The following is a 15,461-nucleotide window of genomic DNA, read 5'->3' on the forward strand; positions in this document are numbered from 1 at the left end:
AAATCAAAACCGCCTGAGCGAAAGAGGAATTAGTGAAGCCATTTGCAATCATGGCGTTTATGTCGTCCATGGCAGTAGTTCGTCTGCTTGCCGAAGATTCCGACCAGCCTCAACAAGCGGTGAATATCACGACAAGAGGCTCATTTAACTTTGGCTTGGTTGATGGCTTCTTGCAGACCCCGGCGGGCGGCAGGCCGGGCACATCGACTCACCAGCGGCCAACTCTTGCAGACCTCAACATTCGCGACGTGGGATTCTATGACATGCGACTAGATCTACAATGGCAGCATTTCGATTTCTACGGCGGTTATCAAATCATCGGATTGGATGGATCGGGGAATCTGGCGCGTTCGTTGATAAGCCACGGCGTTTCGTTTGCAGCCGGCGATCAATTCACAACGCAAAATCAATTTAACTGGTTTAACTTCGGCGGCGGATGGAGATTCGACTTGCTTGATGGCAGGCTGGAACTATTCCCGAAGACACAACTGGCGGTGCTTGATTTCAGTTATCAGCTTTCGACGGCCACCCAGACCGCCCGCCGAAGCTATGCAAAGGGCGCCGGCCGATTTGGACTCGAAAGCGCTTACTGCTTGAACCCAATCGTCAGCTTTCACTTCAGCGGCGACGCTTCGATACCGCTTTCCAACACTCCGCAAATTGCCACGCTGACCGCGACAGTTAATTTCAAACTGGCGCCCAAGCGCCATCGGGTCAATCCGAGTGTGTTCATTGGTGGTGGTGGGGAATTGATTGATTATCGCGACAATCAAAGACTCCCGAACCATGTCCGTGCAGAAATTGGTCCGTTCATTACCGCCGGCGCGGCGATTTCGTTCTGACTGCACCATCTTTCATTCACTATGTGGTCGGGAGCCGTGAATTCCATTTTGTATTGTCGCTAACTGTGCCATACGATGCGGGCCGCATGAGCATCGAGACGTACCGCGACAAGCTTCAAAGCGCCAGGAAAGCCGAAAAGTATGCCACGCGTTTCGAGCGCGGACCGCGTCAGCGCATCGATCAGCGGGAGCAACGCGCCGTGCGGCAAATTCTCGGCGAACTGACTGAGTGCCGGAGCGTTTTGGATGTTCCGTCGGGCGCGGGGCGTTTCCTCGCAGCGCTGGGAGCACAGGACAGGCTGGTGATCGAGGGTGATGTGGCACAAGAGATTCTCGTCTTTTCGCGCAATCGAGCGGAGAAATCGAGCGTGAACAGCCGGTTCGTGCGGGCTGACGCGGCGCATTTGCCGCTGGCCAATGGCGCGGTGGATTGCGTGTTTTGCAACCGGCTGTTGCATCACATTCTGTCGGCGCAGCAACGCGCCATTTTCCTCCGTGAGTTGCATCGCGTCGCACGGCGTTATGTTGTGGTCTCGTTTTTTGATTATCACGCCTTTGGGGCGGTGCGACGATTGCTCAAAACCTTGAAAGGTCGCAAGCCCCCTTATCAGGATCAACCGACGCTCGCCCAGTTCCGTCAGGAGGTGAGCGACTGCGGTTTTCGCGTCAACAAAGTCGTGCCAACCGGTCCGTTTTGGGTGGCGCAGAAATATTTTGTGCTGGAGAAAACGTAAATTCGGGCGCATTCGACCACACACAATTTGATCCAACCTTTGTCCGGCATTACCACGGGGCGCGAAGTTAATCCAAATAGCCCAATTTTCGCAGCCGTTCCTCAACCAGCGCGGAATCTTTGTCCGAATACTCCGGTTGGCTGCTCGATGGCGACGCGGGCCGGGCTGTCTCCGATTCACGGCGCGGCGGATACGCGCGGAGAAACTCCTCATTCAACGCCGCGAGGATCGGCTCGGCGTCAATGTCGTCGCCAATCGGCAGGCCGAAGAGTTGCAGCACGGTGGCCGCAATGGACTCGATGGGTTGCGGCGACAGTTTGGTCCCGGCGTTGACGTTCGCGCCTCGCAACAGAACGATTCCTTCCGGCTCGTGGCCGCCGTCGCGGAGGACCTGGTGGTTTGAGGAAATCAATTCTCTCGAGCGCAGGTCGCGGCGGAAACTCGGTGGCACATCGAACGGCTTGGACAGAATCGCCACCAGGTCCGGGCCGGAATCCGCATGAGCGCCGCGATACAAATCTTCGCCGAGATGGATTTCGGCAAATTGCTTGCCACCATCCTGCGATTTCAACGTGGCGAGTTCGGTCGCAATTCGTTCACGCAGCGATTTCCATTCGGACTCCGGGACGATGCCTTCCGGATAACGACCAGCGCAGTTGATTCGGATGCCAACTGCGCGTGACTCCAGCGGGTCGGCCCACACTTTGGTTTTTCGCCAGTCCACGAAACCGAATTTGGAATCGATGGGCAGGCCGAAGCGATGCTTCCACACGCGCGGGAAATTGCCGTGGACGACCCGCTTCCAATGCCACGCCGGCAGCAATCGCAAGTAACCTTGTTGTTCGAGCCAGCGATTGGAGTGAAAGAATGCGCCGGGCATCGGCCCAAATCCGTGATCGGAGACAATTGCCAGCGCGCAATCCTCACCTGCCTGTTCCACGAGCCGTCCGATCTGCGCGTCCAGTTGGCGGAAAAGCAATCGCACTCGCGCGCCGATTTGCTTTTCTTCCTCGGTCTTCAATTCGCCTTCGAGCGCGGGGTCGGAAAATTTCCAGCAGTAATGTTGCAAGCGGTCGAGCACGAGCCAGACGACCATAAAGAACTGCCACGATTGTGTTTTCATCAGCCGCAACGCGACGTCGGCATGGTGAATCAGTACGCGCTCGTTCTCATCAATGAAGGCAAGCATTTCCCTCGCGTAATTCGCCGTGCCCGGCAACGCGCCGGGATAGTTTAGCACGTCGATGACGAAATCTTTGAAGTCCGCCGCCAGTTCGGGCGGATACGTGGACAGGCCGGTGGCTTCCGGCGAGAGCGCGTCGCTCGTGATAAAGCCGTCCACCGGATAGACTGGATAACTGAGCGGCACATTGAACACGCCGACGCGTTTGCCGTGACGATTGAGCCGTTGCCACAGCGTCGGGCTGGCGACATCGCGCGAGTTGTTGAGTCGCCGCTGATAATAATCGCCCGCCGGCGCGTGGCGAAAATGGTAGATGCCGTGTTTGCCGGGATTCGTGCCGGTGACGAGGCTGGCCCAGGCAGGCGGTGTCAACGCGGGAATTGTGGAATTCAAGACGCCCCACGCGCCTTCGTCCCGCATTCGTCTCAGCACCGGCATGTCGCCGCGCTCGATCCAGCGCGATAGATTGGTCCAGGTCGCGCCGTCGAGGCCGAGGATCAATATGCGTTCGGCGGGTTTGATTGAGTGTGACGCGGAATTCACCGGGCGCTGATATAACAAGCGCGCAAATGAGTCACAAGGAAAAGGTCTGCGCATGAAAACTTCTTCCCGCAACTGAGTCGTTCAGTTTAAGCTGAAGCCGGGATGCCTCCGAAAATCGAAAAAGTTTTGGTGATTGGGCTGGATTGCGCCGAGCCGTCGCTTGTGTTTGACAAGTGGCGCGATCAATTGCAGAACCTGCGCGCGCTGATGGAGCGCGGTGTCTGGTCCACGATGAACAGCACGGTGCCGCCGATCACCGTGCCCGCGTGGGCCTGCATGATGTCCAGCAAAGACCCCGGCACGCTTGGCGTTTACGGCTTTCGCAACCGCAAGGATTACAGCTACGCCGGGCTGACGTTCGCCACGGCAACTTCAATTCGCGAGCCGCGGTTGTGGGATATTTTGTCCAAGGCCGGCAAGCGCGTCGTGGTGCTCGGCGTGCCGCAAACGTATCCGATCTCGCCGGTCAACGGCGCAATGGTCAGTTGCTTCCTCACGCCCGATCCGGCAACGAGTCAATACACTCATCCGCCGGAGTTGCGGGACGAGATCGACGCCGTCCTCGGCAGGAATGAATACATGGTGGACGTTTCCGATTATCGCACCGACAACAAGAAGAACGTGCTCCGTGAGATTTATCAGATGACCGAGCGGCGCTTCAAACTGGCGAAACATTTTCTGCAGACGAAGCCGTGGGACTTTTTCATGCTCGTGGAGATGGGTGTGGATCGCATTCACCATGCGTTCTGGAAGTACTTTGATCCGCAGCACAGGAAGCACGAGCCGAACTCGCAGTTCGCCAATGCCATTCGCGATTACTACGTTTTCGTGGACGGGTTGATTGGGGATCTGGTGAACGCGATTCCACAAAGCGACCGTAAGCGAACGGCCATTCTGGTTGTCTCGGATCACGGCGCCAAACGCATCGACGGCGGCATCGCGGTGAACGAATGGTTGATCCGCGAGGGGTACCTGACTGTTACGGAATATCCACAGCAACCGAAGGCACTCGGCAAACTCGTTGCCGAAAACAAAGTGAACTGGAATGCGACGAAAGCCTGGAGCGAGGGCGGATATTACGCGCGCGTTTTCCTCAACGTCAAAGGCCGCGAGCCGCAGGGCGTGATCGAGCCAAAGTATTACGAAGCCGTGCGAGATGAATTGATTCGCAAGCTCGAGGCGCTCGGCGACGAGAACGGAAGGCCCATCGGCACTCGCGTTTATCGGCCGGAAAAGTTGTATCGCAAATGCAACGGCGTCTGGCCCGATCTTGTTGTGATCTTCGGCGACCTATATTGGCGTTCCATCGGCAGCATCGGTTACAACGCGGTCCACGTGTTTGAGAATGACACCGGGCCGGACGATGCGAACCACGCGCAGGATGCGATGTTTGTGCTGAACCTGCCGGGACTGAAGCCGGGAAAGATTCCGCCGCTGGACATTCTCGATATCGCGCCGACGTTGCTAAAGCTCTACGGCCTGGCGATACCATCGGACATGCAAGGTAAGCCGCTGCCCGTTGTCAATGATGCGTAACTGGTTCTTCGCCAACCCGGTCAAACACGACTCGCTCAAGTGCTGCAGCGTTTACTACGGCGAGCGCAAAGTTGAGGAGATCAATTGAAGTTTCTCGCCCTTCGCCATGCTCTTGATGACACCGACACCCGGGGCATACCATTTCTTTTCCGTCGTCGAGTCCAACGACGTGGATTCAAGAATTTCAATCGCGTTCGCATACTGACCCGCCGGAACCTTCACGCTCAGACCGACGCCGATGACCATGTCCGTTTCATCTGCAATGGGCGCGATGTCTTCCTGCTTGAATGTGTCGTTAAGCTCCGGATTGGCGGGCATGAACAGGGTCGGCGCGGAGGCATTGCCCGTGCCGGGCGGGTCCGAGGGCAACGTGGCGCCGCCCACCAGCCAGCTTCCCTCGTGGTTGGTGATCACGCCGTTCTCATAAATGTCCACGATCTCGCCAAAATAGTACACACTGCCATTGTCGGATTGGGCGAAGAAATTGCGTGAAATCTCCACAAGCTGGCCGTCATCGAAGGACATTTCCTGCAGGACGCGGCAGGTCACCAGGCCAAGATTGAAGATAAAGCTGCGGGTGTCAGTGGTGTAAAGATCCACCACCACCTCTTTGGACTTTCCGCTCTTCCCTTGATAGACTTTCACCGCATTGGTCTGAAACGGGAAGAACTGGTTGGTAAAAGTTTGCGAAGCGCTGAACGTCGGCGGCGGATTGGTAGGCGGAACGACCGCGTAGATGGCCGAAGCCATTGAGATGGACACGATGGTGGCGAGTAACGAGTTCTTTCTTTTCATCAGTTTGATCGCTTTTTGTTTTGAGATTGAGATTATGACAACCTTGCACTGCAACGGTTCAAACAAAACCGGATTGAACTGCGACGTCCAGCTTTTTTTTGAAATTGTCAGCGCGACTGTTTGGCTTGATCTAGGCCGCACTGGACGCGAGGGCCGCAATGCACTGCTAAATTCCTCCTGATTGAGGATTTGACCTGCCGGCCACCTTCCCCTAGAGTCCGCACTCCATTTTATGAACGTTTTGATTTGCGACCCCATTTCGCCCAAAGGGATTGCGCTGCTGCAACAACGACCGGAGTTCAAGGTCACTGTGTTGCAGAAGCGGCTGCCCGAGGCGGAGTTGTTGCCGTTGGTGGCCGATGCGGTCGCCATGGTGGTCCGGTCTGAAACCAAGGTGACCCGCAAGGTCATCGAAGCCGCGTCAAAGCTGCGCGTCGTCGGTCGCGCCGGTGTGGGCGTTGATAATGTCGATGTCGAGGCCGCCACGCAACGCGGCATCGTGGTGATGAACACGCCGAGCGGTAACACCATCTCAACCGCGGAACTGACCTTCTCCATGTTGATGGCGCTGGCGCGCAAGATCCCCCAGGCCCATGCGTCGATGAAAGCCGGTGAATGGAACCGTAAAGTGTTTCAGGGGGTGGAACTTTACAACAAAACCCTCGGCATCCTCGGCATGGGGCGCATCGGCAGCGAAGTGGCCCGGCGCGCCATCGTCTTCGGCATGCGCGTGCTGGCTTACGATCCGTACCTGACGTTGTCCCGCGCTAATGCCATGCAGGTGGAGTTGACCGAACTGAACGACATTTTCGCCCGGGCTGATTTCATCACGGTGCACATGCCCTTGAGCGATGAAACCAAAGGCATGCTCAACGCCGCGGCGTTTGCGAAGATGAAGCGCGGTGTGCGCGTCCTCAACTGCGCCCGCGGCGGCATCCTCAACGAGGCCGACTTGTTCGCCGCGATTCAAAGCGGCCAGGTGGCGGGCGCGGCGCTGGATGTTTATGAAACCGAACCGCCGCCGGGAAATTTTCCGTTGCGCGATTTGCCGCAGGTCATCATGACGCCGCACCTCGGCGCGAGCACCGAGGAAGCGCAGGAAAATGTCGGCATTGAAGTGGCGGAAGCCATCACTGATTATTTGCTGAACGGCGCCGTGCGCAACGCCGTCAATCTTCCCAACCTCGACGCCAAGACCTACGCGCTCGTGAAGCCGTATTTGAATCTCGCGGAAAAACTCGGGCGACTGATCGCGCAACTGGCGCCCAAGCGCAACGAGCGGCTCGTGATCACTTATGGCGGCAAGGCGACGGAAGTGCCCGGCGATCCGATCACCCGTTTTGTGCTGAAAGGATTTCTCGAATCGGCGGGCGGCAAGGATGTCAACCAGGTCAACGTCCGCACGCTCGCCAACTCGCTGGGGTTGCGCGTCGAAGAAATCAAGTCCAACGAGGAAACCGATTTCAGCCAATGGTTGCATGTGGCGGTTTACGCCGGCGATCAGAAGATTTCTGCGGGCGGCACGTTTTACGGAACAAAAAACCAGCCGCGCATTGTCCGCCTGAACGGTCAGCCGGTGGAAATTGTGCCGGAAGGCGTGTTGTTTCTGATGAACAACAAGGACCGGCCCGGCATCGTTGGTTACCTCGGCACGCTGATGGGCCGGCATAACGTAAACATTGCGAGCATGAGTCTGGGACGCGATATTGCCGGTGGCCATGCTTTGACCGTGTTGAATCTCGACAGCGTGCCGCCGCCGGCGGTATTGGAGGAAATCCAGAAAGACCCGGACATCAGCAACGTGCGCGTGGTGAAGCTTTAGTCCGGCAGTAACAAAACAACTGATAATAATATGAACAAACCAAAAAAAATCGTCGCCCTTTTGCTCGGCATTACAGCGCTTGCTTTAACGAGTCTGACCGCCGCCGAGAAACCGGCCGACAAACCGGAGGCGAAAGATGCGCCCGCCAAGACCGACGCCGCTCCTGCCGCCAAACCCGCGCCGCTGTTTGCTGATCCCGTCATCGTGAAGGGCAAGGGTTTTGAACTAAAGCGCAGCCAGTTGGACGAGGTTGCGACCGGGCTGAAGGCCACCATGGCGGCGCGCGGTCAAAACGTCACGGAGGGCCAGGCGGCGTTGCTCGAAAAACAATTGCTGGAGCGCCTGATTCAAATCCAGCTTCTGCTCACCAAGGCCACGGACGCCGACAAAACCAAAGGCAAGGAAATGAGCGAAAAACGTTTCGCCACTTTCAAGAGCCGCGCGCCTTCGGAAGAAGTGCTGGTCCGCCAGTTGAAGTCCATGGGCATGACGGTGGAGCAAATGCAAGCCCGGCTGCTCGACGAGGCCACGGGCGAGGCGGTTTTGGAACGTGAACTGAAATCCAAAATCACCGTGACCGATGACCAGGTCAAAAAATATTACGACGAGAACCCCGCGCAATTCGAAGAGCCGGAGATGGTGCGCGCCAGTCACATCCTGCTCGGCACCCGCGACTCCATCACCGGCGGAGAGTTGTCAGAGGAAAAAAAGGCGGCGAAGAAAAAGGAGATGGAGGACATCCTGAAGCGCGCCCGCGCCGGCGAGGATTTTGCCAAGCTGGCCAAGGAATTCTCGGAGGACACCGGTTCGAAGGACAAGGGCGGCGAATACACGTTTCCGCGCGGCCAAATGGTGCCCGAGTTTGAAAAAGTCGCGTTTGCGCTCGGCACGAATCAAATCAGCGACATCGTCACCACGCAGTTTGGCTATCACGTCATCAAGCTGAGCGAAAAGAAACCGGCGCGCAAGGTGCCGTTGGCCGAGGTGACCAAGGAAGTCAAAGACGGCCTGACGAATCAAGAAGTTCAAAAGCAGTTGCCGGAGTATTTCGAGAAACTCAAGAAGGAGGCGAACGTGGAGATTCTGGATGAGAAGCTGAAGGCGAACGATAATCCACCGGCAGCCGTGGAGAAACCTGCGGAGAAGCCCGCTCCAAAACCAGAGAACAAATAACCTGCAACGAAGGGCGGCTGCCGCCGCTCAATACTTCTTGGAAAACTTCTTTCGCGATTCTTCTTCGCTGGCTGGAACGGATGGCGGGTTCGCTGTGGCGCTGGTAGCCGGTTCGGTGGGCGTGGTGGCTCCTGGCTTGTTCGCTGTGGCCGTCGTCTGATGTGCCGGCGCGTTGACGGCTTCCACATAAGCCAGGTGCAGCATCATCAGGCTTTGCTTGAGCAGGGCTTCCTCCTGCTTTTCCAGGTTGCCCTTGGTTTTGACCTCCAGCATTTCCAATTGATCGATGAACATTTTTGCGCCATCCAGTTCCCGGATGTGTTGGCCGGTTTCCGGATGCGGCACTTTGCCCAGCAGCATCATCGCCAGGTTGGTTTGTTGAACGATCATGTTGGCGAACAGAGCGGACCTCATTTCTTCGCCGCTGGCGTAGGCCGGCGCGTTGTCGTGTGCGGGTGTTTCGTTCATGCGATGTTGTCCTTTCCCTGGTCGCGAATTTCCGCCAGCAGGAAGTGAATCAAATGTTTGAGGCGTTCCCGCAGATCGGCGGTTTCCAGAATGGTTTGCCGTTCCACCGGGCCGGCCAGGACGGCGCAGGAAATCAAATCAGCAGCCTGCTCCGGATCCGTCAATTTATCCAGGTAGTCGAGCACGTCCTTGAACGAAAAATTCGCCGGGGCCGGGTGATCGGCGAACTTTTTGGTCGTCTTGGACTGCGAGATCACTGGAAAAGGAAAAGGCAAACCCAGCCGCATTCGCTCCTCCAGCAATTCACGGACTTTGGCCATCAACGCATCCACCGCCACGTTGTCGGTGGCGGCGGACAGCAACGGCCGGATGCGCTGGATTCGATAGGGCTTGTAGCGCACCGTCTCCGCCAATTCCACGCGCGTAATCCCTTGCAGAATTACATGCGAGCTGCCGTCCTTGTGTCCTACCGAGACGCGGATCAGACCCAACCCCGCCACCGCGGAGGGCGTTTCGCGGGTGCGCCCCGGTTTTTGCATCGCCACCGTGAACATCCGGTGCGAATGGAGCGAATCCGCCAGCATCTGGCGGTAACGCGGCTCGAAAATGTAGAGCGGAATGAGCGCCTGCGGGAACAACGTGGCGTTGGGCAGGGTCATCACCGGCACCTCGTGCGGCAACTTCATGCCTACAATCTAGGCGGACGCGTTTATTAATCAAGACTGAGATAGAGGCTTGCCAACTGGATTCAAAAACTCCATGTTTAGCGCCTTATGAAAACAAAACTGGGATACATCATACTGGTTCTGGCTTGCGTGGTGCTCGTTGGGATTTTGATCTACAACAACAAACAAGCCACCGACCAGCGAAAGAATGACGAGGCGAAAATCCTCAACCTTTCCAATCAATGGGTGGAAACCAGCGCCAAATTGGACGAACAAAAACAGGTCAATCTGACCTTGGAAGGGGAATTGACCAAAACCAAGGCCGAGGGCGCCAGCCTTTCCAACAACCTGAACGTGGTTTCCTCCAACCTCGCCAAGACCGCTGAGGAACTCAAGGCCGCCCGCGAAGAAATGGCCAAACGCGATGCCAAGATCGCCGAATTGGAAACGCAAAAAGAGGCGCTCGACAAACAGGCTGTGGACTTGAAGACCTCCATCGGCAACCTCGAAGGCAAGATTGCCGACACGCAGAAGAAACTGGCGGCATCCGAGGGTGACAAGGCTTTTCTCGAAAAAGAACTCAAGCGGATGATGGCCGAAAAAGCCGAACTGGAACGCCAGTTCAATGACCTCGCCGTCTTGCGCGCCCAAGTCAGCAAACTGAAAGAGGAGCTTTCCATCGCGCGACGTCTGGAATGGATTCGCCAGGGCCTCTACGGGACGCAGGACGTCAAGGGCGCGCAAAAACTGATGCAAGGCATCGCGCCAGCGACCGCGCCGCGGACCAACGCCTTCGACCTGAACGTGGAAGTCAACGCCGACGGCACCGTCAAAGTGATTCCGCCCAAGACCAACACCCCGGCGCCGCCCAAATGATCCGCGCGAATTTGCTCATCGATTCGCATGGCCGCATCTTGCGCGACCTGCGCGTGAGCATTACCGATCGCTGCAATTTCCGGTGCCTGTATTGCCTGCCGGAAACCGAGGCGGCGCAAAATTTTTATCGGGGTCGCTGGGCAACTTTGCCCAACCCCGCGCCCATCGCGCACCGATGGCAGCCTCGGTCGAACATCCTGACTTTCGAGGAAATCGAGCGCGTCGTGCGGCTCGCCGTTGATCTGGGCATTCAGAAAGTCCGGCTCACCGGCGGCGAACCGCTCTTGCGTCACGACGTGGAACAACTCGTCGCGCGGGTTGCCAGAATCCCCGGCATCGAAGACCTCGCGATGACGACGAACGGATTTCTCTTTCCACAAAAGGCCCGTGCTCTTCGCGACGCCGGACTACGACGCATCAGCTTCAGTCTCGACTCCCTCGACCGCGAGAACTTCAAAAAGATGACCGGTCGCGACGGCTTGGACGAAGTATTGACGGGCATCAGCCTGGCGCAGGAACTTGGTTTTAATCCCGTGAAGGTCAACGCCGTCATCATCCGCGGCATCAACGACCACGAGATCGAATCGCTCGCCGGCTTTGCGCGCGAACGCAATCTGAGTTTTCGATTTATTGAATTCATGCCGCTCGATTCCGCGCGCGCCTGGCAAAAGGAACTCGTCATGAACGGTCGCGATATTTTGCGGCGACTTCAGACGCATTTCTCCAACTCCGGTGGCAGCCGAGGTAACGAGGCTCTGATATCTTCCCCTGAACTCTCAACCCTCAACTCTCAACCAGACGGTCAAAGCCTCGTTGCCTCGACTGCCACGAAGCGCACGGCGCTCTTGCCGGTGCAATCGGACAACCAATCCGAGACCGCCAAGCGCTGGAAATTCTCTGACGGACGCGGAGAGATCGGCATCATCGCGCCGGTGAGTGAACCCTTCTGCGGCCATTGCAATCGGCTCCGCCTCACCGCCGACGGCAAAATCCGCACCTGCCTATTCAGTGTGGTCGAACACGACTTGCGCTCGCTGTTGCGCGATGAGACGAACGACGAGGAGATCGCTGGCTGGCTGCAATCCGTCGTCTGGCAAAAGGAAGACCGTCATCACATCGGCGAGCCGGAGTTTGTGCAACCGGAGCGGACGATGAGTTGTATTGGCGGTTAGGACGGCTTACCTTTCGACAGTTCGTCGAAAAGAACGGTTCATGAACAATTACAGACCTCGCTTTGGGTTGCTCGCCTCGATCGTCGTTCCCTTGTGCGCATCCATCTCAATCAACATGGCGCAGGCGGACGCGCCCACCTTCCGCTGGGCACAGAAAGCGGGTGGAGTCGCAAACGATTATGCATCTCGTGTTGCCATTGATCCTGATGGCAATACGTTTGTTGTCGGCACAACCGAAAGTACCAATGCCATTATCGGCAGCTTCGTGCTGACTAACAGCGGCGTCTTCATCGCGAAGTTTGACGCCGCTGGCGTCGCGCAGTGGGTGAAACAGATCGGGCCTCGTACCAATCTCGGCGCCACACAAACTCAAAGAATCGGGACGGATGAAGCTGGCAACAGTTATGTGACCAGCACGTTCCTTCGGTTTGTCGATTTTGGCGGAACTTCACTCACGAATGGTGGCAACTCAGGTAGAGACGTGTTCATAGCGAAGTATGACGGTGCGGGCAACTTGGTCTGGGCCACCCAAGCCGGGGGGAATGGCGTAACAAACACCGTCTCGGATGCGGGCTTTGCCGTGGATGCGACTGGAAATACTTTCATTACTGGACGGTATGGTCCAACGCCGTGCTATTTCGGCACGAATGTGCTCGGAACAAACAACGGTTATGTCAGCAGTTATGTTGCGAAGTGCGACCCGGCAGGTAATTGGGTCTGGGCCAGAGACCCGAACGGCTTGCCATCCTCCAATTTCGCCGACCCCGCGGCCATCACCGTCGAATCGTCGTACAACTACTATCTTTGTGGATCATTCCAATCGACAACTGTGACGTTCGGATCCTTCACATTAACAAACGCTGGAAACCAAGATGCATTTGTAATCAAGTGCGACAATGAAGGGACTGTCCTATGGGCAAGACGAGCAGGGGGCAGCGATTGGGATGGTGCCATTGATCTCAAGCTGGATGCCTTGGGAAACGCGTACGTTTTAGGCTATGCCAATGCCAACGCTTCAACATTGAGTCCCATTACTATCGACGGCTTGACTGTGACGAACGCGGGATTTTTCCTGCTAAAATACGATGCGAGTGGCACTACAATCTGGGCCCGGAATGCGTCTGACTTCGGTCCTGGCCTCATCATTTATCCGGAAGGTACGTTTGGAATTGCAGTGGACGCGGTGGGAAATTCCTACTTGAGTGGGCGATTTTTCAATACTCTCGCATTCGATGGCATTATTCTCACGAATGTTGGAGGCAGTTATACTAACCCAAATGGATACCCATCCGCATTTGTCGCTAAATACGATGTCTCCGGCGGGGCGTTGTGGGGCAAACAATTCGGAGGCGGAAAAGATTTCAGCGGCAACTACATCGATGTTTTCTCTGGGATCTCTGCGGACGCTGAGGGCAACTGCGCCGTAATCGGTTACTTTTCACTTACCAACGCTCCGTTTGACAACATCACGCTATCAACCAGCGGCAACGATGACGTCTTTGTAGCGCGCATCGACGCCGACCCACCGCGGCTCAATATCATTCTTGCACGGAACACCGCCGTCATCTCTTGGCCGACAAATCAACCGGGTTTCCAACTCGAAAGCGCAACCGCTTTGCCAGCGGGTACCAACTGGTCACCAGTGACAAATCTAGTCGGGATCGTTGGCTATCGGAACTTCGTTACGAATGAAGTTGCGGCTGACGCCCAATTCTTCCGATTGCAGAGGTAGTCTGTCAGCTTGACCAGATCGCCCGCCTGATGCTTAACTTGTCACCATGCCGACTTACGAGTACGTCTGTGAGAAGTGTAATCATCAATTTGAGAAAGTTCAGTCCATCGCCGACAAGCCGTTGACGGTGTGCCCGAAGGAACTTTGCGGTATAAAAAAGTGGGGCAAGGGCAAAGTCAAACGGGCCATTGTCTCCGGCGCCGGTCTGATTTTCAAAGGCACCGGCTTCTACATCACCGATTATCGCAGCGAGAAATACAAGGAAGCCGCCAAGAAAGATATTGCTCCTGCCGCTGCGCCTGCCGCCGATAGTAAGCCGTCGGGCGAGAGCAAACCGGCGAAAACAGAAAGCAAACCCGAAAGCAAAGTCGCTAAGACGTCGTCCGCCAAGAAAACCTGAGCCAACGTACGTTGCCGGGGAACGGCCAACCATGAAACATTTTGTGGTCATTGTTTGCGTTTGGTTTCTGTTGCCCGATGCGCGAGGCCAGGCTTATTACCTGGATCCTGTGACGGCGCGCAGCACCACCGGGCAATTTATTGTGTACGGCCCTCGTCACGGCAAAGCGTTGCCGCCCAGCCTGAGCAACGCAACCAATCTGGTGCGGCTGGAGCCGCCGATCCTGGCAATTTCTTGTGAACGCATCAAAAAGGCTCTCGCGAATGAATTGGGCGCGGCGAATTCGTGGCGCGGCAAAATTTATGTGGTGTTACGTCCGGTGCGCAGCGTCGATGACGGCATCGCGATCAATGCTTCGCAGTTCACCGATGGCTGGATGTATCAAGTGGAGTTGCCGGATGCGGTGGAGTCATCGCGCCTGCTCCGCGCCATGGTGCGGGTGGTGTTGCTGGAAATGGCCAACCGCAATGCAGGCGCGCGCCAGGCCGAGATTCCGTTGTGGCTGGCTGAGGGTTTGTCGCAGGAATTGATGGCCGAGAGTGCAATCGACCTCGTCGTGCCGTTCCCGCAGCAGACCATCAATGGACTTGCCATCAGCCAGACCTTGCGCAATGCGCGCCGGACGGACCCGCTCACCGCGGCGCACGAACGCTTGTGTTCGAGTCCAGCACTGACCTTCGAGCAATTGAGCTGGCCGACGGCAGACCAGTTGTCGAGCCAGGCGGGCGAAGTCTATCGCAGCAGCGCGCAGTTGTTCGTCCATGAATTGTTGGAGCTGAACAACGGGCGGGCCTGCATGCGAACGATGGTCGAGCAGTTGCCGCACGATTTTAACTGGCAAACCACCTTTCTGCGCGCGTTTCGTTCGCGTTTCAAAAGCCCGCTGGACGTTGAGAAATGGTGGGCGCTCCAACTGGTTCACTTCACCGGGCGCGACCTGACCCAAACCTGGCCGAGCGAAGATAGCTGGAAAAAGCTGGATGACATTTTGCGTTCCTCGGTGGAAGTGCGCGCCAACACCAATGACCTCCCCCTGCACACCGAGGTGTCGCTCCAGACGATCATCAAGGAATGGGATTTCCTGCGGCAGAACCGGGTGCTGCGCCAAAAGGTCAATGAACTGCAAATGCTGCGGCTGCGCGTTTCCCAGGATTTGATTTATGTTGCCGACGATTACCGCCGGACGCTCGATGCCTATTTGCAGAAGCGTGACAAGGCCGAGCTGGCTTTCGCGAATAGGAAACAAAAACGACCGGACTTCGACCCGCTTCTCCAGGAAACCCTCAATGAACTGGACTTGCTCGACGCATGGCGCGCACAACTGCGCCCGGACAAAAATCCGGTCACCATTGCGGCCCCAACAATCACCAAAGCCGCGCCACCACCTGAAGTCCGGTGATCGTCATGGCCAGATTAGCGGGAATTCTTCAGGTGTGCCGGTGAAGAAAGCAGGCTGATGAATGTGAAATCTCGATTCCAGTTTTGTCGTGTGCCCGCAGAGAATAATACAGACGTCTCCG

At 56.7% G+C, this 15,461-nt stretch carries 13 protein-coding genes and 1 pseudogene; 10 read left to right on the forward strand and 4 right to left on the reverse strand.

The features are described from left to right. Positions 1–32 precede the first annotated feature (32 nt). Positions 33–842 carry a hypothetical protein gene (locus HY298_04335; protein MBI3849507.1) on the forward strand — a complete coding sequence of 270 codons (810 nt, stop codon included), beginning with the start codon at positions 33–35 and terminating at the stop codon, positions 840–842. 86 nt (positions 843–928) lie between these two features. After that, positions 929–1,576 (forward strand): class I SAM-dependent methyltransferase, encoded by a 648-nt coding sequence (locus tag HY298_04340; GenBank protein MBI3849508.1) that lies wholly within the window; start codon positions 929–931, stop codon positions 1,574–1,576. A 67-nt stretch (positions 1,577–1,643) separates the two neighbouring features. Here the strand turns inward: HY298_04340 and HY298_04345 are convergent, their stop codons facing one another. Further along, a complete protein-coding gene (locus HY298_04345) occupies positions 1,644–3,302 on the reverse strand; it encodes an alkaline phosphatase family protein (GenBank protein MBI3849509.1) in 1,659 nt (552 codons plus the stop codon). A gap of 102 nt (positions 3,303–3,404) precedes the next feature. Between HY298_04345 and HY298_04350 the strand changes: the two genes are divergently transcribed. Continuing rightward, the gene (locus HY298_04350) at positions 3,405–4,838 is read left to right on the forward strand and encodes an alkaline phosphatase family protein (protein ID MBI3849510.1); all 1,434 of its coding nucleotides are present in this window, start codon (positions 3,405–3,407) and stop codon (positions 4,836–4,838) included. Between the two features lie 54 nt (positions 4,839–4,892). Here the strand turns inward: HY298_04350 and HY298_04355 are convergent, their stop codons facing one another. Continuing rightward, the gene (locus HY298_04355) at positions 4,893–5,633 is read right to left on the reverse strand and encodes a hypothetical protein (protein MBI3849511.1); all 741 of its coding nucleotides are present in this window, start codon (positions 5,631–5,633) and stop codon (positions 4,893–4,895) included. A 232-nt stretch (positions 5,634–5,865) separates the two neighbouring features. Between HY298_04355 and HY298_04360 the strand changes: the two genes are divergently transcribed. Both HY298_04360 and HY298_04365 read left to right on the forward strand, forming a co-directional pair. Then, positions 5,866–7,455: a phosphoglycerate dehydrogenase gene (locus HY298_04360; protein MBI3849512.1), complete on the forward strand. Its 1,590-nt coding sequence runs from the start codon at positions 5,866–5,868 to the stop codon at positions 7,453–7,455. 30 nt (positions 7,456–7,485) lie between these two features. Next, complete coding sequence (locus tag HY298_04365) at positions 7,486–8,628, forward strand: peptidylprolyl isomerase (GenBank protein MBI3849513.1); 1,143 nt, start codon at positions 7,486–7,488, stop codon at positions 8,626–8,628. A 27-nt stretch (positions 8,629–8,655) separates the two neighbouring features. Here HY298_04365 and HY298_04370 read toward each other — a convergent pair whose 3' ends face one another. Continuing rightward, positions 8,656–9,096: a DUF1844 domain-containing protein gene (locus tag HY298_04370; protein ID MBI3849514.1), complete on the reverse strand. Its 441-nt coding sequence runs from the start codon at positions 9,094–9,096 to the stop codon at positions 8,656–8,658. Continuing rightward, a complete protein-coding gene (locus HY298_04375; protein ID MBI3849515.1) occupies positions 9,093–9,782 on the reverse strand; it encodes an LON peptidase substrate-binding domain-containing protein in 690 nt (229 codons plus the stop codon). Before HY298_04375 ends, HY298_04370 begins: the two co-directional genes overlap by 4 nt. Before the next feature lie 87 nt (positions 9,783–9,869). Between HY298_04375 and HY298_04380 the strand changes: the two genes are divergently transcribed. The 5 genes and pseudogenes from HY298_04380 (at position 9,870) to HY298_04400 (ending at position 15,340) form a co-directional block, all read left to right on the forward strand. Further along, a complete protein-coding gene (locus HY298_04380; GenBank protein MBI3849516.1) occupies positions 9,870–10,637 on the forward strand; it encodes a hypothetical protein in 768 nt (255 codons plus the stop codon). Next, a pseudogene (locus HY298_04385) lies at positions 10,634–11,350 on the forward strand (radical SAM protein). The gene HY298_04380 and the pseudogene HY298_04385 overlap by 4 nt, the downstream one beginning before the upstream one ends. 499 nt (positions 11,351–11,849) lie before the next feature. After that, positions 11,850–13,541, forward strand: a complete 1,692-nt coding sequence (locus tag HY298_04390) for an SBBP repeat-containing protein (GenBank protein ID MBI3849517.1) — start codon at positions 11,850–11,852, stop codon at positions 13,539–13,541. Positions 13,542–13,587: 46 nt separating this feature from the next. Beyond that, positions 13,588–13,941: a zinc ribbon domain-containing protein gene (locus tag HY298_04395; GenBank protein ID MBI3849518.1), complete on the forward strand. Its 354-nt coding sequence runs from the start codon at positions 13,588–13,590 to the stop codon at positions 13,939–13,941. A gap of 31 nt (positions 13,942–13,972) precedes the next feature. Continuing rightward, a complete protein-coding gene (locus tag HY298_04400; protein ID MBI3849519.1) occupies positions 13,973–15,340 on the forward strand; it encodes a hypothetical protein in 1,368 nt (455 codons plus the stop codon). The last annotated feature ends 121 nt before the right edge of the window (positions 15,341–15,461 follow it).

Source organism: Verrucomicrobiota bacterium (genome assembly GCA_016200005.1).
Taxonomy (GTDB): domain Bacteria; phylum Verrucomicrobiota; class Verrucomicrobiia; order Limisphaerales; family PALSA-1396; genus PALSA-1396.

Bases quoted from the DNA above. Each gene is read 5' to 3' on its own strand.
- HY298_04340 (MBI3849508.1), top strand. From the start codon at position 929: ATGAGCATCGAGACGTACCGCGACAAGCTTCAAAGCGCCAGGAAAGCC.
- HY298_04350 (MBI3849510.1), top strand. From the start codon at position 3,405: ATGCCTCCGAAAATCGAAAAAGTTTTGGTGATTGGGCTGGATTGCGCC.
- HY298_04355 (MBI3849511.1), bottom strand. From the start codon at position 5,633: ATGAAAAGAAAGAACTCGTTACTCGCCACCATCGTGTCCATCTCAATG.
- HY298_04360 (MBI3849512.1), top strand. From the start codon at position 5,866: ATGAACGTTTTGATTTGCGACCCCATTTCGCCCAAAGGGATTGCGCTG.
- HY298_04365 (MBI3849513.1), top strand. From the start codon at position 7,486: ATGAACAAACCAAAAAAAATCGTCGCCCTTTTGCTCGGCATTACAGCG.
- HY298_04370 (MBI3849514.1), bottom strand. From the start codon at position 9,096: ATGAACGAAACACCCGCACACGACAACGCGCCGGCCTACGCCAGCGGC.
- HY298_04375 (MBI3849515.1), bottom strand. From the start codon at position 9,782: ATGAAGTTGCCGCACGAGGTGCCGGTGATGACCCTGCCCAACGCCACG.
- HY298_04380 (MBI3849516.1), top strand. From the start codon at position 9,870: ATGAAAACAAAACTGGGATACATCATACTGGTTCTGGCTTGCGTGGTG.
- HY298_04390 (MBI3849517.1), top strand. From the start codon at position 11,850: ATGAACAATTACAGACCTCGCTTTGGGTTGCTCGCCTCGATCGTCGTT.
- HY298_04395 (MBI3849518.1), top strand. From the start codon at position 13,588: ATGCCGACTTACGAGTACGTCTGTGAGAAGTGTAATCATCAATTTGAG.
- HY298_04400 (MBI3849519.1), top strand. From the start codon at position 13,973: ATGAAACATTTTGTGGTCATTGTTTGCGTTTGGTTTCTGTTGCCCGAT.